The following is a 20872-nucleotide window of genomic DNA, read 5'->3' as shown; positions in this document are numbered from 1 at the left end:
GGGTGTCAGTAGGCGAACGCCAGCGGGCGCTCGGCGTCGTCGGTGTCGTCGTCGTCGGTCTGCGGGGTGACGTCCGGGACGCCGGCGCGGGCGTAGCGGACCAGCAGCTTGAACTCGACCACCGCGAGGACGGCGTAGATGAGTGTGAACGCGGTGAAGGAGGTGAGGACCTCGGTCAGGGAGACGCTGCGGGACACGCCGTCGCGGGTGAGCATCTCGCCGAAGACGATCCAGGGCTGGCGGCCCATCTCGGTGAAGATCCAGCCGAAGGAGTTGGCCAGCAGCGGCAGCACGGGCATGACCAGGCCGGCGCGCAGCAGCCACTTGCTGGTGGGGGTGCGGCCCTTGCGCTGGCTCCAGAGCACCAGCAGCGCGATCGCGGCGGCCGCCAGCCCGAAGCCGATCATGAAGCGGAAGCTCCAGTAGGTGACCGGGATGATCGGGGCGTAGTTGCCGGGGCCGTACTGGCTGGCGTACTGGGCCTGCAGGTCGTTGATGCCCTGCACGGTGCCGTTGGGGTCGCCGGTGCCGAGGAACGACAGCAGGTACGGGATCTTGATGGCGAACAGCTCGCGGCTGCCGTCGAGGCTGCCGACGGTGAGCACGGAGAACGAGGCGGGGCTCTCGGTGGTGTAGAGGCCCTCGGCGGCGGCCATCTTCATCGGCTGCACGTCGGTCATGATCTTGCCCTGGATGTCGCCGGTGAGGAGGACCAGCGCCGAGGAGACCAGTACGACCCAGGAGCCGAGCTTGGTGGCGAAGCGGTACGCGCCGGTGTCGGCGCTGTCGCGGTTGCGCATCACGTGCCACAGGCCGACGGTGACCATCAGCGACCCGGCGACCAGGAACGCGCCGGCCAGGGTGTGCGGGAAGGTGATCAGGGCGACCTTGTTGGTGAGCACGGCGACGAAGTCGGTCAGCTCGGCACGGCCGCTCTCCGGGTTGATCCGGAAGCCGACCGGGTTCTGCATGAACGAGTTCGCGGCGAGGATGAAGTACGCCGACAGGTTGGTGCCGATCGCGGCGGCCCAGATCGAGGCGAGGTGCAGGCGCTTGGGCAGCCGGTCCCAGCCGAAGATCCACAGGCCGATGAACGTGGACTCCAGGAAGAACGCGACAAGGGCCTCGATGGCCAGTGGCGCGCCGAAGATGTCGCCGACGAAGCGGGAGTAGTCGCTCCAGTTCATGCCGAACTGGAACTCCTGCACGATGCCGGTGACCACACCCATCGCGAAGTTGATCAGGAACAGCTTGCCGTAGAACTTGGTGAGTTTGAGGTACCGCTCGTTGCCGGTGCGGTGCCACATGGTCTGGAGGATCGCCACCAGCACGGACAGGCCGATGGTCAACGGCACGAACAAGAAGTGGTAGACGGTGGTGACACCGAACTGCCAGCGGGCGACGTCCAACGCGTCCACCAGTAAACCCCCAGCTGCGCATACTACGAGACGTAGTAGATACTACTCGTCGTCGTAGGCGCGGCAGCAGGGCCGCAGGGCCTCACCCGACCCGGGACCAATGACCCTGATCACCCTTGCCGGAGGACCTGCCGGTCCCGGGATCACCGTGCCGGGTGCCGGGGTCGCCCCGGCTCGTGCGACCATCCAGCACTGATGAACAGCACCCTCTGGCGCGCGCCGCTGTTCTGGCGGGGCGCGCAGACGCTCGCCCGCGTCGCCGTCGGGCTGGTCGGCCGGCTGGAGGTCACCGGCGACGTGCCCGACGCGCTGCGCCGCGGCCCGCTGATCCTGGCGGCCAACCACATCAGCCCGTTCGACCCGGTCGTGCTCGCCGCCGCGTGCCGGGTCCGCGACGTCGCGCCCCGGATCATGGCCACCGGCGGCCTGTTCCGCACTCCCGTGATCGGGGCGCTGATGCGCCACGCCGGGCACATCCGCGTCGACCGCGGCACCGCCGCCGTGCACCGCTCGCTGGAGGTCGCCGCCCAGGCCGTGGCCGGCGGCTCGGTGGTGCTCGTCTACCCGGAGGGACGCATCGGACTCGACCCCGGCATGTGGCCCGAGCGGGGCAAGACCGGCACGGCCCGGCTCGCCTTCGCCAGCGGCGCCGCCGTCGTCCCGGTGGCCCAGTGGGGCTCGCACGAGGTGCTGCCGTACCACGCGCCCAAGGGGATGCTGCGCGGCGTTGCCCGGGCGCTCGTGCGCCGGCCCGTCATCCGGGTGCACTTCGGCGCCCCGGTGGCGATCGACGACCTGCGCTCGGGCTCCCCCGGCTCGGCCCGGCAGGCCACCGACCGGATCATCGACGCGATCACCGAGGGCCTGGTCCCGCTGCGCCCCGACGAGCCGGACCTGCCGCGCCACGTCGACCCCGGGCGGCCGGTCGACACCGCCCGCGCGCACCGCCGCCACCGCGCCGGCTGACGCATCCCGGCCCCGGTCGCGGGTATCAAGTCCCGCACTCCCGAGGCGGAGAGGACCTGGTCATGACCGCTGTCCGAGCACTCGTGCTCAACTGCACCCTGAAGCGCTCACCGGCGACGTCCAGTTCGCAGGTGCTCGGTCAGGAGGTGCTCGACGCGCTGGCCGATCAGGGCGTCAACGGCGAGATCGTCCGGGTTGTCGACCACGACGTGCGCTTCGGGGTCTCCGTCGACGAGGGCGACGGCGACGGCTGGCCCGCCATCCGCGCCAAACTGCTCGCCGCCCAGATCCTGATCATCGCCACGCCGATCTGGCTCGGTCAGCCCTCGGCGGTGACCAAGATGGTCCTCGAACGGTTGGACGCCGAGCTGTCCGAGACCGACGACCAGGGCCGCCTGCGCACCTACGGCAAAGTCGGCGGGGTGGCCGTGGTCGGCAACGAGGACGGCGCGCACCACACCATCGCCGAGGTGCAGCAGGCCCTCAACGAGGTGGGGTTCACCTGCCCGGCCGCCGGGGCCACCTACTGGGTCGGGGAGGCGCTGCACAAGACCGACTACGTCGACGCCCGCCCCAAACCCGACACGACCGGCCGCACCACGGCCGCGCTGGCGCTCAACAGTGCCCACCTGGCCCGGCTGCTCGCGGAACGGCCCTACCCACCGCCCGGAACCCGTGACGCGGGCGCCGGACCGAGCGACCAGTCGGCCTGACCCGGCGCCACCCCGCCCTCACCGCGCCGGCCGCGCTCCGCCGCTGATCTTGCAGTTGGTGCCCGGGCAAACCCGGCAAAACACCTCGCACGAGGGCCGCAAGCGCAAGATCGGCGGGGCGAGGCCGGGGCGGGGTCAGGTGGTGGCGCGCAGCCGGTCGTCGAGCGCGGCCAGGTCCGGGACGAACCACACCTGGTCGTGCCGGTTGGACTCGGCGACCAGCGCGCGCAGGGCGCCACTGCGCTCCAGGTAAGTGGAGATGTCGCCGACGATCGCCAGGCGCAGCCGGTAGTTGACGAACTTCTGCATCACCTCGCCGGCGAAGCGGGTGCCGAGCGTGAAGAAGCTGGGGTCGAGCCGGGTAGCCGGCACCGCCACCACTGTCGCGCCGAGGAACGCCGCGCCGACCAGGTCCAGCGCGTCGCGTTCGGTCGCGATCGGCGGGCCGTCCGGGTCGCAGACCAGCACCGCCACGCCGGCGCGGTCCTGCATCTGGTCAGCCACGGCCGCCGCCGAGCAGGTCGTTGCCGCCGCCCAGCACAGCGTCGACCAGGCGCAGCAGGTCGGCGGTGGCGGTGAGGTCACCCAGGATCATGATGGTCATGCGCTGCCGCTCCTCGTCGTGGACCGTCTGCACCCGCAGCGGACGGTCCGGGTCGTGGTGGGTGTTCACGCCGGCCAGCACCAGCGTGCCGAGCCGGTCAGCGGCGGCCCGGTCGACGCCGTCGAGCCGCAGGACGCTCGACACCTCCGCCGCCGGTCCCGTCGCCGCGACGGACGGCCGGCCGGTCAGCGCGTCCAGGTCCGCACGCGCGATCCGGTACTGCTTGCCGATCCGGGTGGCCCGCAGCCGACCGGAGCGGATGTAGCCGCGCACGGTGCGTACGTGCAGCCCGAGCAGGTCGGCGACCTGCTCCACCGAGTACATGTCATTACTCATCGCACCCTATCTTAGCGATGATAGGGAGCGATAGGTAATGTCACCGGCCGGCCATGTGTGCGCCACCTAGGCCGGGCATACTGCCCGCGTGCAGCCCCGTCACGGCTACCTCGACGCGCCCGCGCCGCTGGCGTTCGCCCATCGCGGTGGCGCGGCCGACGGCGACGAGAACACCGCCGCCGCGTTCGCCCGTGCCGTCGCGCTGGGCTACCGGTACGTGGAGACCGACGTGCACGCCACCGCCGACGGCGTACCAGTGGTTTTCCACGACCCGACGCTGCGCCGGGTCACCGGCGAACCCGGCCGCATCGCCGACCTGCGCTGGGCCGACCTGGCCTCGGTGCGCGTCGGCGGAGCCGCCCTGGTGCCCCGGCTCGACGACGTCCTCGGCGCCTGGCCGCAGGTGCGGTTCAACATCGACGTCAAGGCCGACGGCGGCGTGGCGCCCACAGTCGCCGCCGTCACCCGGGCCGGCGCGGGCGACCGGGTGCTGCTCGCCTCGTTCAGCGACGCCCGGCTGACCCGGCTGCGGGCGCTGGCCGGGCCGAAGGTCGCCACCAGCCTCGGCATGCGCGGCGTGGCCCGGCTGCGGCTGGCGTCACTGCACGGACGGCCGGTGCGGCTGCCCCCCTCCGTGGTCGCCGCCCAGGTGCCGGCCACCTACGGCCGGGTGCCGGTGGTGGACCGGCGCTTCCTCGCGTACTGCCACCGGATCGGGTTGCACGTGCACGTCTGGACGATCGACGAACCTGCCCAGATGCACCACTTACTTGATCTTGGTGTGGATGGCATCATGACCGATCACGTCAGCGTGCTCCGCGACGTCTACCGCAGCCGCGGCCACTGGGCCGCCTGACCCCCCGAGGACGACCCCCGATGGCCGATACGGTCACCCCCGCCGTCGCCGACCCCGCCGGACCGGGCAGCACCCGCCGCGAGCGCACCGGCTGGTACTTCTACGACTGGGCGAACTCCGCGTTCCAGACCACAGTCATCACGGTCTTCCTCGGGCCGTTCCTGACCACAGTCACCGAGCTGGCCGCCGGCTGCGAACTGGGCGCGGACAGCTGCGACGGCGCCGTGTACCCGCTGGGCATCAAGATCGCCGCCGGCTCGTTCTACCCGTACCTGATCTCGCTGTCGGTCTTCCTCACCGTGTTCGTGCTGCCGGTGATCGGCGCGATCGCCGACCGGTCGGCGCACAAGAAGCGGCTGCTCGCCGCGGCGGCCTTCACCGGCGCCGGCGCGACCATCGCGTTCGCGTTCGTCACCGGCGAGCGCTACCTGCTCGGCGGCGCGCTGTTCCTGATCGCGAACATCTCCTTCGGCGCCGCCGTGGTCGTCTACAACTCGTTCCTGCCGCAACTCGGCGGCCCGGACGACCGCGACGGCATCTCCAGCCGCGGCTGGGCCATCGGCTACCTCGGCGGCGGTCTGCTGCTCGCGCTGAACCTGGTCGCGGTCACCATGCTCAGCGAGGAGGGCAACGCCCAGCGCACGCTGGACCTGGCCCGCTGGTCGATCGTGTCGGCCGGCGTGTGGTGGGCGGCGTTCACCCTGGTCCCGCTGCGCTGGCTGCGCGAACGCCCCACCGCCGCCGCCCTGCAGGCGGGCGGCAACGTGCTCACCGACGGATTCCGGCAGCTCGGGCGCACCCTGCGCGAAATCAAGGCGTACCCGCTGACGCTCTACTTCCTGCTCGCCTTCCTGGTCTTCAACGACGGCATCCAGACCGTCATCACCCTCGCCAGCCAGTACGGCACCGAGGAGCTGCGGCTGGAGCAGAGCACCCTGATCGTGACCATCCTGCTGGTGCAGTTCCTCGCCTTCGGCGGCGCGCTCGCCCTCGGCGCGCTCGCCAAGCGCATCGGCGCCTGGAAGACCGTGCTGCTGTCACTGGTGCTCTGGACCGGCGTGATCATCGCCGCGTTCCGGCTGCCCGCCGAGGCGCCCGTGCCGTTCATGATCCTCGGCGGCTGCATCGGCCTGGTGCTCGGCGGCAGCCAGGCGCTGAGCCGCTCCCTGTTCAGCCAGCTCATCCCGGCCGGCAAGGAAGGCGAGTACTACGGCTTCTACGAGATCAGCGACAAGGGCACCAGCTGGCTCGGCCCGCTGGCGTTCGGCCTGGTGTTCCAGCTGACCTCGTCGTACCGGGTGGGCCTGGTGTCGCTGTTGATCTTCTTCGTGGTCGGCTTTGCGCTGCTGGCCGCCGTGCCGATGCGCCGGGCCATCATCGCCGCCGGCAACACCCCGCCCCGGGTGCTCTGACGGGTGGATCATCGCGGACCTGATCCAGTGGTGTCGATGGACTAGGCTGCCCCGACGTGACCGACGACGCCGCCCTGACCTGCCTGGCCCGTCCCCTGCCGGGGCCCGGCGACGACCGAGCCGCCGGCTGCGCCGCCGCCCGCGGCGTCGACGGCCGGCCGCTGCACGCCGCCGCGCTGAAGTTCTTCTGGGGGCCGATGGACTGCGGCAAGTCCACCATGGCGTTGCAGATGAACCACAACCACGCCCGCCAGGGCCGCCGCGGCCTGGTCACCACCCGCATCGACCGCTCGCTCGGCCCGCAGGTCACCACCCGCATCGGCCTGGCCCACGAGGCCGTCGAGGTCACCGACGACCTGGACCTGCGCGACCTGGTCCGCGACGCCTGGGCCGAAGGGGTACGGGTGGACTACCTGATCTGCGACGAGGCGTCGTTCTACAACCTCGAACACGTCGAGCAGATGGCCGAGCTGGTCGACCGGTTCGACGTCGACGTCTACGCCTTCGGACTGGCCACCGACTTCCGCTCCTGCCTGTTCCCGGCCGCGCAGCGGCTGTTCGAACTGGCCGACGAGGTGGCCCGCATCCAGGTCGAGGTGCTGTGCTGGTGCGGCCGGGAAGGGCTGCTCAACGCCCGGGTCGTGCAGGGCGCGGTGGTCCGCGAGGGCGCGCAGGTCGTCATCGGCGACACCGTGGACAGCGCCGACGTGCGCTACCAGGTGCTGTGCCGGCGGCACTACCGCTCCGGGGACCTCGGCCCGCGTGCCTGACGGGCACGCGCCTGACCCCCCAGGGCGTCGGCGTGACCCCTCCTGTGGTGACCCCGACGGTCAGAACGGATCCCCGCAGACCCGCCAGCCGCCGTCCTCCGGTACCACCGGCAGCTCACGCTCCTCGCTGCCGCCACCGTCTCGGTTGATCCGTACCACCACCGTGCCGCGCGGCCGGCCGGACCGGGTCGCCACCGACACGTCGACGATCTCGTAGCCGCTGACCTGCGGCGGCGTGCGCACCCAGCTACCGAACCCGGTCTGACTCCACCGGCCGCGCGCCTCGGCGCACAGCCGCTCGTACGCCGCGTCGGTGTCACCGGCCGCGACGTCGCGGAAGAAACCGTCGGCCGTCTCCCGCACGGGCCCGTCCGCCTGGAGCACCACCTGGGCGTTCCACGCCGCCAGACCTGCCACCCCGATCAGGCAGGTGCCCACGCCGAGCCCGGCGATCAGCACACCGGCGCGCAGCGGCCGGCGCCGCCGAGTCGCGTGCTGCCACTCCCGCTGCCTGCCCATCACCCCCGACGGTAGGCAACCGGCGGTCGGGCCGCAGCCGGTTGCGCCGCCTGTCGCCCGTCGTCTGAGGTGGCCGCGCGTACCTGACAGGAGGTGGCAGCTACCGGCGGCAGACTGCGGGCATGACAACCCACGCCGACCTCGCCATGGTCAACCTCGACAGCTCCGACCCGGCCACGCACGCCGCCTTCTACGCCCACGCGCTCGGATGGGAGACCACCCACAGCGAGGCCGAGTACGCCATGATCGTCGCCGACGGCACGTCGATCGGCTTCGGCCTGGTGCCCGGCTACGCGCCGCCGGCCTGGCCGGACGAGTCCGGCGCCAAGCGCTACCACCTCGACCTCGTCGTCGACGACGTGGCCGCCGCCGAGAAGGACCTGCTGGCGGCCGGGGCGACCCGGCCGGAGTTCCAGCCCGGCGGCGAGCGGTGGACCGTGCTCCTGGACCCGGTCGGGCAGCCGTTCTGCCTCTGCCCCCGCCCTCAGGGCTGACCGGCTGTCAGCGCAGCGGGCCGCGGGCCACCGCGGCCCGCATCGCGGCCGGATCACCGGCCGGAACGTACTCCAGCCACCAGGTGGCGCCCGCCGCCGCCAACTGCGTCAGGTAGGTCCGCTCGACACGCTCGTCGGGACGCCTGCGCCGCCCGCCGACGGCGACGTCGAACGGCTGCCCGTCCGCACGGCGGTCCGGCAACGCGGCGACCAGGTCGGCCACCTCGTCGGGCGTGAAGTCCGACCAGCCGTCGGTGTCGGTCAGCTTGTAGGGCACGATCCCGTCCGCCCGGGCGGCGCGCCGCAGCACCGCCTTCGCCTGGGTGCTGCCACCCACCCAGACCGGCACCCGGGGCGACTGCACCGGCGCGGGCCGCAGCGCCACGCCCTCGGCCCGGTAGTGGACGCCGTGATGCGTTACCGGTTCGCCGCCGAGCAACCCGACCAACAGGTCGAGGCCCTCGTCGAGCATCGCGGCGCGGGTCTTGAGGTCGGTCGGCTCGCCGAACGCGGCAAGGCCCCGGTCGGCGGGATCGCCGACCCCGACCGCGACCCGGGCACGGCCCTGCGAGAGGTGGTCGAGGGTGAGCACCTCTCGCGCCAGTTTGGCCGGGCGACGCCGGGGCAGCGCGGTCACGGTGGTGCCCAGCCGCACCCGCTCGGTGCGCCCGGCCACCGCCGCCAGCACCAGCCACGGATCCCAGGTGTGCGGCTCGTCCCCGGCGTGATGGACGAGGTAGTCCTCCAGGAACACCCCGTCCCAGCCGGACCGCTCCGCCAGCTCACCGAGCGCCACGAGCTCGGCCACCGTCAGCGTGCCGCCACCGCAGGCGATCTCCAGTCCGTGTCGCACGCGGGCACCCTAAGACACGGGTACGACCGGTTACCCGCGGCGGCGGGCCCGCGCCGCCCAGATCGCGTACGCCGGATCGCGGTCCAGGTTGTGCCGGTCCCTGTCGTAGCGGCGGGTGGTACGCGGATCGGCGTGCCCCATCGCGTCCTGCACGTCCTCCAGCGGCACCCCCTCCGAGCGGGCCGTGGTGGCGAACGCGTGCCGCAGCGAGTGCGGCGACAGCTTCGCCCAGGCGGCGATCCCGGCGCGCTGCGCGAGGCGGCGCACCAGGCGGAACACGGCGTGCCGGTCCATCCGGCCACCGGTCGCGGTGACGAGCAGCGGCCCGGTCAGCTCCGGCACCGTCACGCCCTGCGCCTCGGCCCGGACCGCCAGGTAGGCGTCGAGGGCGTACGCGGTGCCCGGGGTGAGCGCACGCCGGCGTACCTTGCCGCCCTTGCCGACGAAACGGACGCTGCGGTGACCGCGTTCCGTGCCCAGGTCGGACAGGTCCAGCGAGACCAGTTCCCCGACCCGCAACCCCAGGTCGGCCAGGAGCGCGACGGCGGCCCGGTTGCGGGCGGCGGTCGGGCCGGTGTCGGCCTCGGCGGCGGCGATCAGCGCGTCGACCTCCTCCGGCGTGAGGCCGACGGTGGCGGAGTGGTCCCGGTCGACGCGGGGCCGGTCGGCCGCCGACACCGGGTTGGCGGTCACCGCGCCCAGCTTGGCCAGGAAGTCGTACCAGCTCGACAGCGCGGACAGCCGTCGCGCCACGGTGGCCGGGGTGAGCGGGCGGCCGTCGCGGCCGCGCGGCGTGGACTCCAGCTCCCGGCCGTAGGCGTTGACGTCGAGGAAGGTGGCCCGCAGCGGGTCCAGCCCACGCTCGGCGCACCAGCTCAGCCAGCCGGTGACGTCCCGCCGGTACGCGTCACGGGTGTGCTCGGACAGGCGCCGGTTGCGCAGCCACGCCTCGGTGACGTCGGTCGGGCCGGCGGGCAGGGCGGCGGTACGGGCGCGGGGCAGCACCTCGGGGCGAAGCATGTGAGAAAGGCTCTCAGTAGGCGGGGGGTTTGGCGACGAGGCGCGCCCGGCCCGATTTTCCGCAGCGGGTTACCGTCACCGGGTGCGTGCCAGCCGGCTGGTCTCCCTGCTGTTGCTCCTGCAGACCCGGGGGCGGATGACCGCCCACGAGCTCGCCGACGCCCTGGAGGTGTCGGTGCGGACCGTCTACCGCGACGTCGAGTCGCTCGGCGCCGCGGGTGTCCCGGTGTACGCCGACCGGGGGCCGGCCGGCGGCTACCGGCTGCTGGAGGGCTACCGGACGCGGCTGACCGGGATGACCGGCCCGGAAGCCGAGGCGCTGTTCCTCGCCGGCCTGCCCGGACCCGCCGCCGAGCTGGGGCTGGCGTCGGTGGTGGCCGCCGCCGAGCTGAAGGTGCGCGCCGCGCTGCCCGACGAGTTGGCCGACCGCAGCGGCCGGATCCGGCAGCGGTTCCACCTGGACGCGCCCGGCTGGTTCCGGCACCCCGAAGCCACCCCGCACCTGGCCACGCTGGCCGGCGCGGTGTGGGAGGACCGGCTGGTGCGGCTGCGGTACCGGCGCTGGCGCGCGCCGCGCGAGGTGACCCGGCTGGTCGAGCCGCTGGGCGTGGTGCTCAAGGCGGGCCGCTGGTATCTCGTGGGCCGGTGCGGGGAGCAGGTGCGCACCTTCCGGGTCGGCGCGGTGCTCGACGCGGAGGTCACCGGCGAGCGGTACGAGCGGGACGACGGGTTCGACCTGGCCGCCTACTGGCGGGAGTGGACCGCCCGGTACGAGCGCGACGTCTACCGCGACCAGGCGCGCATCCGGCTCACCGTGGCCGCGCTGGAGTTCATGCCGTACGTCTTCCCGCCGGAGATGAGCCGGGCCGCCCGGGCCGCGGCCGGTGAGCCCGGCCCGGACGGGTGGCTGGAGACCACGGTGCCGATCGAGTCGGTCCGGCACGCCCACGCGGAGCTGCTGAAGCTCGGCGCCGAGGTGGAGGTGCTCGCCCCGGCGGAGCTGCGAGACCGGTTCACCGCCACCGCGCACGCCCTGACCCGGCTCTACGGCGACGCGGGGTCGGCCGGCGCTCCGGCCTCCCCCGCGTCGGCGTGACCGGTCAGGCGGTGGTGAGCTGGCGGTGGCCGTTGCCCTCGGCGGGCGTGGCCACGGTGATCCGGCGCGGCTTGGCGCGCTCGGCGACCGGGATGCGCAGCGTCAGCACGCCGTTGTCGTAGCCGGCCTCCAGCCGGTCGGTGTCGAGCGTGTCGCCCAGGAAGAGCTGCCGGGTGAACGTGCCCATCGGCCGCTCGGCGGCGACAAGTTCGATGTTCTCGCCGGTGGGGCGGCGGCGCTCGGCGCGGACGGTCAGCACGTTGCGCTCGACGGTGCAGTCGATGCTGTCCGGGTCGACGCCGGGCAGGTCGAACGCGGCGTAGAAGTAGTCGCCGTCGCGGTAGGCGTCCAGGTGCATCACGGCGGGCCGGGCTGCGGTGCCGAAGAACTGCTCGGCGATCCGGTCGATCTCGCGGAACGGGTCGGTACGCATCAACATGGCTCTTGCCTCCTCGGTTCTCCTGGCCCAAGGTCTCAAGTTGAGCCCGGGTGACTCAACTTCTGATTCTGTTTTAACGCGTCGCCGCCGCGTCGTCAACTCGGGCCGGCAGTGACTTCTCGAACCAGTGCTGCGCGTACGGGCCGCTGTTGAACGCGGGGATTTCCCGGTAGCCGTGCCGGGCGTACAGGGCACGCGCCTCCACCAGGTCGGAACGGGTGTCCAGCCGGATCCGCCGCGCCCCGCCCTCGGCCGCGTACGCCTCGATCGCCGTTATGAGCGCCGCCCCGCCCCCGGCGCCCCGGTGCTCCGGGCGCACGTACACCCGCGTCAGCTCGGCCCAGCCCGGTTGCCACCTCAGCCCGGCGCACCCGGCGAGCCGGCCGTCGCGGCGGGCCAGCACCAGCAGCCCGGCCGGCGGGGCCAGGTCGTCGCTCAGGTCCTCGGCCAGCGCGGCGTCCACCTCACCGGGCCGCTCCGGGCGGCCGTACCAGCGGCGCACCATCTCCGCCATGTACTCGCGCAGCAGCAGCACCGCGTCGGGATCGTCCGGCCGGGCCACGCCCGTGCTCCAGCCGGTCACGGGCCCGTCCGCCAGTAGACGCCGTGCTCGCGGGTCAGCAGCATGTCGTCGATCAGGTAGCGGCGCAGCGTCACGTGGTCGGCCTCGCCGCCCTCGCACCACCGGCGCAGCGCGTCGTCCACCTCCCGTTCCGGGTAGCGCCGCCCGGGTTCGAACGTGCGCTCGGTGATGTGCTCCAGCAGCACGCGGCGGCGTCCGCGCTGCGCGGGCAGCCGGGTCAGCGCGCCGTCACGCAGGAACGTGCGCAGGATCGTCTCGCGCGGATTCGCCGCCGGGGCCGCCGGGGAGGCCGCCCCGGCCCGGGCGAACTCGCGCAGCCGCTCGGCGTCGACCCGCAACCCATCCCCGTCGTCGGCCAGCAAACCGGCGTCGGTGAGGCGGCGTACGGCCACGGCGGCGTCGCGGGCCGGCAGCCCGGTACGGGCCACCACGGTCGGCACGTCCCGGGCGCCGAGCACGATCGCGGCGAACACGGTCCGGCGACGCTCGTCGGCGAGCGCCCCGGCGAGGGCATGAGCGGTCATGGCGGGCAGCCTGTCAGCAATCCGCCGGATCCGGCGAGGCGTTTTCCGGCCCGCCGCTGCCCCGGGCCGCCGCGACGGGCGGCGGTGGCCCGGCGGTTGGCGACACCCGACCGACGCGACCGGCACACGCCGCGGGTCAGGCCGCGAAGTCGACCTCGGCGGCCTCGGCGGTGCCGGCCGTGCGCCCCGGCGCGGTCTGAAAACTCCAGTACAGGTTGGTGCCCTCGAACGAGTCGCCGTACGCCTTGTGCACCAGCGCCTCGACCCCCGACAGGAAGGCGCTGCCGTCTCACAGCCGACGGTGCATGACGTGCAGCCCCACCAGCCCCAGCGTCGGGTGGGCGAACGACTCCGGCACCGTGCCGATCACCGTGAAACCCAGCCGCCGGTACAGCTCCACCGCCGCCGTGTTGGTCTCCACCACGGCGTTGAACTGCATCGCGGCGAAGCCCTGTCGCCGGGCCCAGTCCAGCGCCTCCTCGCACAGCGCACGGCCCACGCCCCGGCCGCGCGCGTCCGCCGCCACCATGAAGCTCGCGGTCGCCACGTGCGAGCCCGGCCCGGGCCGGTTCGGGCCCATCTTCGCGGTGCCGCGCACCGTGCCGTCGTGGTCCACCGCGACCGAGGTACGCCCCGGCGGGCGCTCCACCCACACCTCGCGTGCCACGTCCGGCGGCCACGCGGGGTCGTACGCGAACGTGTCCGCGGCGGTGACGACGCCGGCGAAGATCGGCCAGACCTGGTCCCAGTCGGCGTCGGTGCAGTCACGGATCCTCATCGCCGGGCACGCTAGCCGCCGCCCGGCCGTCCGGCCACCGGTTTCCGTCCACCCGGCCGAGGGTCGCGGGGCATCGGCGGCCCGCCGGTCCGGTCCATCATGGGCAGGTGGCCGAATCAGTCGCCGACCTCGATCGGAGCCAGGCCGCCGCGCCCGGTGGCCCGCCGCCCGCCGGTCCGCGTACCCGCGCGCCCCTGGTGGTGGGCGCGGTCCTGACCGTTGTGCTGCTGTCGCTCGCCGGCCGCTACGGCTACCACCGCGACGAGCTGTACTTCCTGCTGTGCGGCCGGCACCTCGACTGGGGCTACGTCGACCAGGGACCCCTCGTGCCGGCGCTGGCGCGGCTGGCCGACACGATCGCGCCGGGCAACCTGGTGGTGCTACGTACCCCGTCGGCGTTCATCGGCGGCGCGGCGGTGATGCTGGTCGCCGCGATCGCCCGGCAGTTCGGCGCCGACCGTGTCACCCAGACGGCCGCGGCGGTGCTCGCCGCCGCCTCGGGCATCGTGCTGGCCGGTGGCCACCTGCTCAGCACCACGAGCGTCGACCTGCTGGTGTGGCTGGCCGCGGCGCTGTGCGTGGTGCGGATGCTGCGCACCGGCGACACCCGGTGGGCGCTCGGCGCCGGGCTGGCGCTCGGCGTCGGCCTGCTCAACAAGCCGCTGCCCGCCCTGCTCGGCGTGGGGCTGGTCGCCGGGGTGCTGATCGCCGGTCCGCGCCGGCTGCTGCGCGACAGGTGGGTGCTCGCGGGCGCGGGCGTCGCCGTGCTGCTCGCCGTGCCGTACGCCGCGTGGCAGGCCGCGCACGGCTTCCCGCAGCTCGACGTCGCCGCGTCGATCGCCGACGGCGACAGCTCCTACAGCGGCCGGATCGACGCGGTGGTGCTCCAGTTCCTGATCATCAGCCCGTTCGCGGTCCCGGTGTGGGTCGCCGGGCTGGTCGCGCTGCTGCGCCGCCCGTCCTGGGCGGCGTACCGGTCGCTGGCCTGGGCCTGGCTGGTGGTGGTCGCGATCGTGCTGGTGGCCGGCGGCAAGGGCTACTACGACGCGCCGCTGCTGCTGGTGCTCACCGCCGCCGGGGTGGTGCCGACCGTAGCGTGGGCGCGGCGGGGCGCGCCCCGGGTCCGGCAGGCGCTGCTGGTCACCGCCGCCGTGCTGATGGCCGCGAGCAGCGCGGTGCTGCTGCTGCCCACGCTGCCCGCCGACCGGCTGCCCGGGTTCGTGGTGGCGGCCAACTACGACGCGGGCGAGACCATCGGCTGGCCGGAGTTCGCCGACTCGGTGGCCGCCGTGCACCGCGCCCTGCCCGCGGCCGAGCGCGACCGGGCGGTGGTGCTGACCGGCAACTACGGCGAGGCCGGCGCGCTGGCCCGGTACGGGCCGCGACGGGGACTGCCGCGCGCGTACTCCGGGCACAACAGCATGGCCACGTTCGGCCGGCCGCCCGACGGCGCGGACGTGGTGATCGTCGTCGGCTGGTCCCGCCCGGACCGGTTGCGTGCCTGGTTCACCGAGGTCACCGAGGCGGGCCGGGTCGACCAGCGGGTCGACGTCGACAACGACGAGAACGGCGAGCCGATCTTCGTCGCCCGAGGACTGCGCCGTCCGTGGTCGCAGATCTGGGACACCGAGGTACGCCACGGCTCCTGAATACTTGTCGTCATGCTCTGGGGAGTCAGCGGGCCGATCTTCCTCCTCGACTACCTCGGCGCGGTCGCCGTGGCCGTCGTGATCGCGGTCGCAGCACGGGAACTGACCGGCCGCCGTGCCCAAGGCGCGACGCCCGACCGGGTCGAGCTGGCGTACCTGACCGACCGGGCGCTGCTGGCCTGCCAGGTCGGGGTGGCCGCGCTGCGCCGCGCCGGTGGGGTCGAGATCGGTGAGCTCGCCACCCTGCACGCGCAGGGGCCGCCCCCGGCCGGCTCGCCCGCGCTGGTGCGCGCCCTGCACAGCGCGCTGCGCCGCCCGCAGACCTGGGCCGCGGTGCTCGCCGACCCGGACGTGGGCCGGGCGCTGCGTCGTACGGTCGGGCGGCTGGTCCGCGACGGCTGGCTGCTCACCCGCGCGCAGCGGCGGCGGATCGCGCTGGGCACGGTGCCGTTGTTCGCGGTCGCCGCGGTCGGGCTGACCCGGCTCGTGGACAGCGCCGTCGAAGGGCGCTCCGCCGGTGGTCCCGCCTCGGTCGCAGGGCTGCTGCTGTGCTGCCTGGCCACCGCGCTCGGTGGCTGGTGGCTGACCGAGGTGCCGGAGACCGGGTCCGCCGCCCGCCGACTGCTGCGGCGGCTGCGCCGCGAGCACGCCGAACTCGACCCGGAACGCCGTCCCACCTGGCAGGGCCGGGACACCGACACGCTGCTGACGGCGATGGCGCTGTTCGGCCCCCGGCCGCTGCTCGCCGTGGACCCGGCCTTCGCCGTCCAGGTGGGCGTAGACCCGGAACGGGACCGCCCGCGCCCCGACCGCAAACCCGCCCGCCGCTGACCAGACCTCCCATTTCGCGTCGATCATGAAGTTGACGGCGCTCGGTGTCCGGTTTGCCCGGTACAACTTCATGATCGGCGAAGGATGGGCGGACAGGCCGGAGCGCGGGACGGGTTTCCTTGTCTTGGGCGCCGGGAAGGCTCGGGCATGGCCGAGACATTCGTGAGCGAAGACCTGAAGACACTGCAGGCGATTGCGCGCGGGGCCGGGATACAGGAGGTCGACCGCCTGTCGCCGGACCAACTGGTCGAGGCGCTGCGCCGCGCCGGGGTGACCGACGGTACGCAGGACCAGTGGCCACCCCAGCCCATCGAGGACCCGGCACACCTGGCCGGGCTGCCCCGCAGCTCGCTGACGCAGGGCGACGAGAGCACCGGCGGCCGGGCCGCCGAGGAGTCGATCGGCGCCATGCCGGGCGAGTCCGAAACCGAGATCAACGACCGCACGGAACGCTGACCGTACGCACGAGGGCCGCCCCCGGCGAATCCCGGGGGCGTCCCTCGATCGGGCGGGGTCAGTGCGTCCCGGCGGCGGCCTCCGCCTCCTCACGGGCCCGGCGCTCGTCACCGCTGAGCGTGTTCAGCGGCTTCTCCTTGATGAACAGCACGACGATCAGGGCGAGCAGCGCGAACGGCGCGCCGATGAGGAACATCTCCGACGTGGCGGTGCCGTAGACCTCCTGCACGATCCGCAACACCGGCTCCGGCAGGGCCGACAGGTCCGGCACCTCGGCCGAACCGCCGCCGGCCAGCGGGCCGAGCTTCTCGGTGGTCAGCGACGTCACCCGGTTCGCCAGGACCGCGCCGAGCGCGCTGACCCCGACCGCGCCGCCCATGCTGCGGAAGAACGTCAGCACCGACGTCGCCGCGCCCAGCTCGGCGGCCGGCACGTCGTTCTGCGCGGCCAGCACCAGGTTCTGCAGCAGCATGCCGACGCCGACACCCAGCACCGCCATGTGCACCGACAGCACCGGCACGCTCGTGTTCGCGTCGATGGTGCTCAGCAGCAGCATGCCGACGGTCATCACCGCGGCGCCGGCGACCAGGAACATCTTCCACCGGCCGTACTTGGTGATCAGTTGGCCCGCCACTGTCGAGGAGACCAGCAGGCCGAGGACCATCGGCAGGCTCATCAGGCCGGCCGCTGTCGGCGACTTGCCGAGCGAGGTCTGGAAGTACTGCGACAGGAACACGGTGCCACCGAACATCGCCACGCCCACGAGGACGCTGGCCACAGTGGTGAGACTGACCGTGCGGTTGCGGAAGATGCCCAGCGGGATGATCGGCTCCTCGGTCCGGGCCTCGACGAACACGGCCAGCGCGAGCAGCGCCAGTCCGCCACCGACCAGCAGCGCGGTCCACCCGGACGCCCAGTCGAACTTGTTCCCGGCCAGCGACGACCAGATCAGCAGCGTGGACACGCCCGAGGTGATCAGCAGGGCGCCGAGCCAGTCGATGCGGACCTTGCGGCGGACCACCGGCAGGTGCAGCGTCTTCTGCAGCAGCGTGATGGACAGCAGGCTGAACGGCACGCCGATCAGGAAGCACCAGCGCCAGCCCAGCCAGGACGTGTCGACCAGGACGCCGCCGATCAGCGGGCCGGCGATGGTGCCGACACCGAAGACTGCGCCGAAGATGCCGGCGTACCGGCCCAGCTCACGCGGCGGGATCATCGCCGCCATGACGATCGTGGCGAGCGCGGTCATGCCGCCCGCGCCGATGCCCTGGATGACCCGGCTGAGCAGCAGCACCTCGACGTTCGGGGTGAAGCCGGCGACGAGCGAGCCGACCACGAACAGGCCGAGGGACAACTGGATCAGCAGCTTCTTGCTGTAGAGGTCGGCCATCTTGCCCCACAGCGGGACCGTCGCGGTCATCGCCAGCAGTTCGCTGGTGACGATCCACGTGTAGACGGTCTGGCTGCCGTTGAGGTCGGCGATGATCCGCGGCAGCGCGTTCGCCACCACCGTCGAGGCGAGGATCGCCACGAACATGCCGACCATCAGGCCGGACAGCGCCTGGAGCACCTCCCGGCGTGACATCCGCGTACCCGTCTCGGCGGGCGGAACAGTGGCGGTGGTCATCGAACTCCTTGTCGTGTGCACGGGCGAGCGGCCGCGCGACGGCGGCGGCCGGTACGAAACGGCTCAGGTCGAGGCGTGCGGATCGGGCAGGCCGGCGGCGACGGCGGCGAACGCCTGGGCGGTCAGCTCGCGCAGTGTCGTCGTGTCGGGTTGCTCGACCCACTGCATCAGGGCGGTGCGGAAGACCGCGCCGGCGACAGTGGTGACGAGCGTCGGGTGCCCGTGGCACGGGTCGAGCCCCAGCCGGGCGGCCACCGCCGCGACGATCACCTGTTCCGTTTCGGCGTTGCCGCTGATCAGCCGCGGAAGCAGCGACGGGTTCGCCGCGATCACCCGCAGGCGCAGCAGCCACACGTCCCGATCGGCTTCGATGGCCTCGACGACGTCGTCGAAGGCCAGCCGCAGCGCGTCGAACGCGGACACCTCCGGCGGCGCGGCGACGATGCGGGCGGCCAGCACCTCGCGGTCGGTCGGCTGGTCGCCGAGCAGCGCCTCGTCCTTGCTGGGGAAGTAGTTGAAGAAGGTGCGGGCCGACACGTCGGCGGCCTCGCTGATCTCCTCCACCGTCACCTGGTCCAGGCCCCGCTCGGCGACCAGGCGCAGCGCGGCCGCGCTGAGGGCGGCGCGGGTCTGCCGCTTCTTGCGGTCACGCAGGCCGGGGCGGCTCTGATCCGTGGTCACGCCACGACCTTACGAGCAATCTTGCAGAGAGTGCAAACTTTTAGTGAGTGAAGTGACCCGCGACGCACCGCGGCGGCGCCGGAAAACGGGTTGAGCGCGGTTTCCGCCGTCCCGTACGTTCCTCGCACCTCTGTCGCAGCGAAGAAGGACGATCCCGCGTGACCCCTCCTGCTCTCTAGAACCTGACACGTTCCCCACGCCTGTAGCCGGCGCCTGCGCGCCGGCTCCCCGGGCTGCCCTCGCGCGCCCGGCCACAGCGTCCGAGGCCGCGCGTAATCGGCCTCGCGTCAGGTCTTCAGAGATCAGGTCTCCATGTCATCCCAACCTCATATCGTGCTGCCCTGGGTCGTCCGCCGGACCCGCCTTCCGCTGCTGTCGCTGCGCTGCGTCACCTGCCGGGCGGAGTCGGCCACCGCCGCCCGGGGCCGGTTCCGGGTCAACGCCAACGGCAAGCTGCTGGACGTCTGGCTGCTGGTGCACTGCGTGTCCTGCGGCCGGACCAGCAAGCTCACCGTCCGCGAGCGGGCGACTGTCAGCTCGTTCGATCCCAACGATCTGCACGGCCACCAACTCAACGACCCAGACCTGGTGGCGGCCACCCTGCTGGACCCGGCGTTCGCCCGGCGCTGCCGCTTCACCCTCGACTGGACCGGCGCGTGGCGCCTGGACGCGCCGGTCGTGCCGCTCGACGGGTGGCCGGTGCAGGTCAACGTCACGTTCGACGACCCGGCGCCGGTACGCCCGGACCGGCTCATCGCCCACCGGTTCGGCCTCACCCGGTCCGAGGTGCTGCGCCGGGTCAAGTGCGACATCCCGCTGAACCGTCCGACGAGCACCGCATTCACCTTCACCGTGCTGGCGGAGGACTGACCGGGGCGTGGTCGCGGCGGCATCCCGCCGCGACCACGCCCGCGTGACAGCGGGGCTGCCCCGTACGACTCACGATCGAGGCCCGGCACCGCCGAGCGCGACGGCGAGTTCGGCCTCGATCAGATCGGCGGCCCGGTCCGCGCCCCCGGCGGCGCGCGCCTGCCGCTGCAGCTCGGCGCTGCGGGCCACCACTGCGGGGTCCGACGTGAGGGCCAGCAGCGCCGCACGCAGCTCCGCGGCGGTGACGCCGGCCGAGTCGACGACCCGGGCGACGCCGAGGGCGGCCAGTTGCTCGGCGTTGGCGAACTGGTCGGCCGCCTGCGGTACGGCGATCATCGGCGTCCCGCAGTAGAGACCTTCGCTGCTGCCGCCCATGCCGGCGTGGGTGACGAAGGCATCCGCCTGCTCCAGTACGGCCAGCTGCGGCACCCACCGGTGGACCTCGACGCTGTCCGGGACGGGACCGAGTTCGGCCGGGTCGACGTACTTGCCGATCTGGAGAACGGTGTGCCAGCCGGGCAGGTCGCCGAACGCGGCGACGCAGCGGCGGTAGAACTCGGGCCGCTGGGTGAAGGCGGAGCCGAGCGAGACGAGCAGCACCTTCCCGGCGTGCTTCGGTCGTACCCAGGAACCCTGGTCGGCGCGGTCGCCCAGGACCGGGCCGACAAAGCTGTAGACCGACCGGTCCACCCGGTCGGCGTTCGGCTGGAGCGCCTCCGGCGGCAGGACGAGGCTGCGGGGCGGCCGGCCCTGGAACGCCATGCTGTCGGTGACCGACGAACCCTCCGCCGTCAGCCATGCCGTGAACCGCTGGTAGTACTCGGCGCCACGGGGATCGGCCCGCATCGCCTCCACGACGGGCGCCATCTCCTGCTCGTAGCCGTCCCAGGCGACGAACGTCGAGGAGAGCTGGACGGCCGGGATCCCCCACTGCTCGCCGAGCAGCCGGGCCGGCGCGCCGGCGATGTCGTAGAGGAACAGGTCCGGCCGGTCGTCGGCGTAGGCGGCCCGTAGCTGCGGCAGCATGGCGACTGCGTCGTCGAGGAAGAGCGTGAGCTGCGCGATCGGGTCGTCGGTTCCGGCGCCGCCGTCGGCGGGCAGCGTCGAGGCGTACGGCTTCAGCTCCGCGCCGGTGGACCGGATGACCTCGGCGAAGGCGGGGTCATTGGCGTAGGTGACCCGGTGGCCGCGCCGCACGAGGGTACGAATGATGTCCAGGCTCGGGTTGACGTGGCCGTGGAACGGAATGCTGACCATGGCGATGTGCGGCAAGTGATCTCCCGATCTCTGCTGAGACGAGACGTGCCGTCTCGCTTGCCCAGCAGAGCACGGCGCGACCGCGCCGTCAAGACGATACGTCTCGTCTCGCTGTAGGCT

24 protein-coding genes are annotated in these 20872 nt (G+C 73.1%); 11 read left to right on the top strand and 13 right to left on the bottom strand.

Going from position 1 to position 20872, the window contains the following annotated elements:
- Positions 1–5: 5 nt before the first annotated feature.
- Positions 6–1418 carry a cytochrome ubiquinol oxidase subunit I gene (locus FHU28_RS19495; RefSeq protein WP_184685974.1) on the bottom strand — a complete coding sequence of 471 codons (1413 nt, stop codon included), beginning with the start codon at positions 1416–1418 and terminating at the stop codon, positions 6–8.
- A 195-nt stretch (positions 1419–1613) separates the two neighbouring features.
- Here FHU28_RS19495 and FHU28_RS19490 point away from each other — a divergent pair, with 195 nt between their 5' ends.
- Both FHU28_RS19490 and FHU28_RS19485 read left to right on the top strand, forming a co-directional pair.
- Entirely contained in the window at positions 1614–2384 is a 771-nt protein-coding gene (locus FHU28_RS19490; protein ID WP_184685973.1) for a lysophospholipid acyltransferase family protein, read from the top strand.
- A 62-nt stretch (positions 2385–2446) separates the two neighbouring features.
- Positions 2447–3097 (top strand): flavodoxin family protein, encoded by a 651-nt coding sequence (locus FHU28_RS19485; RefSeq protein WP_184685972.1) that lies wholly within the window; start codon positions 2447–2449, stop codon positions 3095–3097.
- A 135-nt stretch (positions 3098–3232) separates the two neighbouring features.
- Here FHU28_RS19485 and FHU28_RS19480 read toward each other — a convergent pair whose 3' ends face one another.
- Together FHU28_RS19480 and FHU28_RS19475 are read right to left on the bottom strand one after the other, a co-directional pair.
- A complete protein-coding gene (locus tag FHU28_RS19480; RefSeq protein WP_221453246.1) occupies positions 3233–3589 on the bottom strand; it encodes a DUF4180 domain-containing protein in 357 nt (118 codons plus the stop codon).
- A gap of 4 nt (positions 3590–3593) precedes the next feature.
- Positions 3594–4037 (bottom strand): helix-turn-helix domain-containing protein, encoded by a 444-nt coding sequence (locus tag FHU28_RS19475; protein WP_260413065.1) that lies wholly within the window; start codon positions 4035–4037, stop codon positions 3594–3596.
- A gap of 88 nt (positions 4038–4125) precedes the next feature.
- Here FHU28_RS19475 and FHU28_RS19470 point away from each other — a divergent pair, with 88 nt between their 5' ends.
- From FHU28_RS19470 to FHU28_RS19460, 3 genes are all read left to right on the top strand, one after another.
- A complete protein-coding gene (locus tag FHU28_RS19470) occupies positions 4126–4893 on the top strand; it encodes a glycerophosphodiester phosphodiesterase family protein (RefSeq protein WP_184685970.1) in 768 nt (255 codons plus the stop codon).
- A 20-nt stretch (positions 4894–4913) separates the two neighbouring features.
- Positions 4914–6305 carry an MFS transporter gene (locus FHU28_RS19465; RefSeq protein WP_184685969.1) on the top strand — a complete coding sequence of 464 codons (1392 nt, stop codon included), beginning with the start codon at positions 4914–4916 and terminating at the stop codon, positions 6303–6305.
- A gap of 83 nt (positions 6306–6388) precedes the next feature.
- A complete protein-coding gene (locus FHU28_RS19460; protein WP_370013478.1) occupies positions 6389–7075 on the top strand; it encodes a thymidine kinase in 687 nt (228 codons plus the stop codon).
- A gap of 60 nt (positions 7076–7135) precedes the next feature.
- On the opposite strand, the gene FHU28_RS19455 is transcribed toward FHU28_RS19460, so the two are convergent.
- Entirely contained in the window at positions 7136–7594 is a 459-nt protein-coding gene (locus tag FHU28_RS19455; protein ID WP_184685968.1) for an Rv0361 family membrane protein, read from the bottom strand.
- 122 nt (positions 7595–7716) lie between these two features.
- Between FHU28_RS19455 and FHU28_RS19450 the strand changes: the two genes are divergently transcribed.
- Positions 7717–8088: a VOC family protein gene (locus FHU28_RS19450; RefSeq protein WP_184685967.1), complete on the top strand. Its 372-nt coding sequence runs from the start codon at positions 7717–7719 to the stop codon at positions 8086–8088.
- Positions 8089–8095: 7 nt separating this feature from the next.
- Here FHU28_RS19450 and FHU28_RS19445 read toward each other — a convergent pair whose 3' ends face one another.
- Both FHU28_RS19445 and FHU28_RS19440 read right to left on the bottom strand, forming a co-directional pair.
- Positions 8096–8941 (bottom strand): LLM class flavin-dependent oxidoreductase, encoded by an 846-nt coding sequence (locus FHU28_RS19445; protein ID WP_184685966.1) that lies wholly within the window; start codon positions 8939–8941, stop codon positions 8096–8098.
- A 30-nt stretch (positions 8942–8971) separates the two neighbouring features.
- Positions 8972–9961, bottom strand: a complete 990-nt coding sequence (locus FHU28_RS19440; protein ID WP_184685965.1) for a tyrosine-type recombinase/integrase — start codon at positions 9959–9961, stop codon at positions 8972–8974.
- 82 nt (positions 9962–10043) lie between these two features.
- On the opposite strand from FHU28_RS19440, the gene FHU28_RS19435 reads away from it, so the two are divergent.
- Positions 10044–11057, top strand: a complete 1014-nt coding sequence (locus FHU28_RS19435; RefSeq protein ID WP_184685964.1) for a helix-turn-helix transcriptional regulator — start codon at positions 10044–10046, stop codon at positions 11055–11057.
- A gap of 4 nt (positions 11058–11061) precedes the next feature.
- Here the strand turns inward: FHU28_RS19435 and FHU28_RS19430 are convergent, their stop codons facing one another.
- From FHU28_RS19430 to FHU28_RS19410, 4 genes are all read right to left on the bottom strand, one after another.
- Entirely contained in the window at positions 11062–11496 is a 435-nt protein-coding gene (locus tag FHU28_RS19430; RefSeq protein WP_184685963.1) for an Hsp20/alpha crystallin family protein, read from the bottom strand.
- Positions 11497–11569: 73 nt separating this feature from the next.
- A complete protein-coding gene (locus FHU28_RS19425) occupies positions 11570–12079 on the bottom strand; it encodes a GNAT family N-acetyltransferase (RefSeq protein WP_311773621.1) in 510 nt (169 codons plus the stop codon).
- On the bottom strand, positions 12076–12603 hold the full coding sequence (locus FHU28_RS19420; protein WP_184685962.1) for a DUF2087 domain-containing protein: 528 nt from the start codon (positions 12601–12603) through the stop codon (positions 12076–12078). Before FHU28_RS19420 ends, FHU28_RS19425 begins: the two co-directional genes overlap by 4 nt.
- Before the next feature lie 289 nt (positions 12604–12892).
- Positions 12893–13381 (bottom strand): GNAT family N-acetyltransferase, encoded by a 489-nt coding sequence (locus FHU28_RS19410; RefSeq protein WP_184685961.1) that lies wholly within the window; start codon positions 13379–13381, stop codon positions 12893–12895.
- A gap of 107 nt (positions 13382–13488) precedes the next feature.
- Here FHU28_RS19410 and FHU28_RS19405 point away from each other — a divergent pair, with 107 nt between their 5' ends.
- From FHU28_RS19405 to FHU28_RS19395, 3 genes are all read left to right on the top strand, one after another.
- The gene (locus FHU28_RS19405; protein ID WP_184685960.1) at positions 13489–15030 is read left to right on the top strand and encodes an ArnT family glycosyltransferase; all 1542 of its coding nucleotides are present in this window, start codon (positions 13489–13491) and stop codon (positions 15028–15030) included.
- 12 nt (positions 15031–15042) lie between these two features.
- Positions 15043–15861: a TIGR04222 domain-containing membrane protein gene (locus FHU28_RS19400; RefSeq protein WP_184685959.1), complete on the top strand. Its 819-nt coding sequence runs from the start codon at positions 15043–15045 to the stop codon at positions 15859–15861.
- A gap of 147 nt (positions 15862–16008) precedes the next feature.
- Positions 16009–16317 (top strand): hypothetical protein, encoded by a 309-nt coding sequence (locus FHU28_RS19395; RefSeq protein ID WP_184685958.1) that lies wholly within the window; start codon positions 16009–16011, stop codon positions 16315–16317.
- A gap of 58 nt (positions 16318–16375) precedes the next feature.
- On the opposite strand, the gene FHU28_RS19390 is transcribed toward FHU28_RS19395, so the two are convergent.
- Together FHU28_RS19390 and FHU28_RS19385 are read right to left on the bottom strand one after the other, a co-directional pair.
- The gene (locus FHU28_RS19390; protein WP_184685957.1) at positions 16376–17944 is read right to left on the bottom strand and encodes an MDR family MFS transporter; all 1569 of its coding nucleotides are present in this window, start codon (positions 17942–17944) and stop codon (positions 16376–16378) included.
- A gap of 63 nt (positions 17945–18007) precedes the next feature.
- Positions 18008–18625, bottom strand: coding sequence for an acyl-CoA-like ligand-binding transcription factor (locus FHU28_RS19385; protein ID WP_184685956.1), 618 nt, complete (start codon positions 18623–18625; stop codon positions 18008–18010).
- A 333-nt stretch (positions 18626–18958) separates the two neighbouring features.
- Here FHU28_RS19385 and FHU28_RS19380 point away from each other — a divergent pair, with 333 nt between their 5' ends.
- Positions 18959–19495 carry a DUF1062 domain-containing protein gene (locus FHU28_RS19380; RefSeq protein ID WP_311773620.1) on the top strand — a complete coding sequence of 179 codons (537 nt, stop codon included), beginning with the start codon at positions 18959–18961 and terminating at the stop codon, positions 19493–19495.
- 69 nt (positions 19496–19564) lie between these two features.
- On the opposite strand, the gene FHU28_RS19375 is transcribed toward FHU28_RS19380, so the two are convergent.
- On the bottom strand, positions 19565–20752 hold the full coding sequence (locus FHU28_RS19375; protein ID WP_376700874.1) for a macrolide family glycosyltransferase: 1188 nt from the start codon (positions 20750–20752) through the stop codon (positions 19565–19567).
- Between the last annotated feature and the right edge of the window lie 120 nt (positions 20753–20872).

This window comes from Micromonospora echinospora, from assembly GCF_014203425.1.
Lineage (GTDB): Bacteria > Actinomycetota > Actinomycetes > Mycobacteriales > Micromonosporaceae > Micromonospora > Micromonospora echinospora_A.
The sequence above is the reverse complement of the archived record's forward strand: the minus strand, read 5'-3'. Positions and strand labels throughout refer to the sequence as shown.

Bases quoted from the DNA above. Each gene is read 5' to 3' on its own strand.
- FHU28_RS19490 (WP_184685973.1), top strand. From the start codon at position 1,614: ATGAACAGCACCCTCTGGCGCGCGCCGCTGTTCTGGCGGGGCGCGCAG.
- FHU28_RS19485 (WP_184685972.1), top strand. From the start codon at position 2,447: ATGACCGCTGTCCGAGCACTCGTGCTCAACTGCACCCTGAAGCGCTCA.
- FHU28_RS19480 (WP_221453246.1), bottom strand. From the start codon at position 3,589: ATGCAGGACCGCGCCGGCGTGGCGGTGCTGGTCTGCGACCCGGACGGC.
- FHU28_RS19475 (WP_260413065.1), bottom strand. From the start codon at position 4,037: ATGAGTAATGACATGTACTCGGTGGAGCAGGTCGCCGACCTGCTCGGG.
- FHU28_RS19465 (WP_184685969.1), top strand. From the start codon at position 4,914: ATGGCCGATACGGTCACCCCCGCCGTCGCCGACCCCGCCGGACCGGGC.
- FHU28_RS19455 (WP_184685968.1), bottom strand. From the start codon at position 7,594: ATGGGCAGGCAGCGGGAGTGGCAGCACGCGACTCGGCGGCGCCGGCCG.
- FHU28_RS19450 (WP_184685967.1), top strand. From the start codon at position 7,717: ATGACAACCCACGCCGACCTCGCCATGGTCAACCTCGACAGCTCCGAC.
- FHU28_RS19440 (WP_184685965.1), bottom strand. From the start codon at position 9,961: ATGCTTCGCCCCGAGGTGCTGCCCCGCGCCCGTACCGCCGCCCTGCCC.
- FHU28_RS19430 (WP_184685963.1), bottom strand. From the start codon at position 11,496: ATGTTGATGCGTACCGACCCGTTCCGCGAGATCGACCGGATCGCCGAG.
- FHU28_RS19420 (WP_184685962.1), bottom strand. From the start codon at position 12,603: ATGACCGCTCATGCCCTCGCCGGGGCGCTCGCCGACGAGCGTCGCCGG.
- FHU28_RS19410 (WP_184685961.1), bottom strand. From the start codon at position 13,381: ATGAGGATCCGTGACTGCACCGACGCCGACTGGGACCAGGTCTGGCCG.
- FHU28_RS19400 (WP_184685959.1), top strand. From the start codon at position 15,043: ATGCTCTGGGGAGTCAGCGGGCCGATCTTCCTCCTCGACTACCTCGGC.
- FHU28_RS19395 (WP_184685958.1), top strand. From the start codon at position 16,009: ATGGCCGAGACATTCGTGAGCGAAGACCTGAAGACACTGCAGGCGATT.
- FHU28_RS19390 (WP_184685957.1), bottom strand. From the start codon at position 17,944: ATGACCACCGCCACTGTTCCGCCCGCCGAGACGGGTACGCGGATGTCA.
- FHU28_RS19375 (WP_376700874.1), bottom strand. From the start codon at position 20,752: ATGGTCAGCATTCCGTTCCACGGCCACGTCAACCCGAGCCTGGACATC.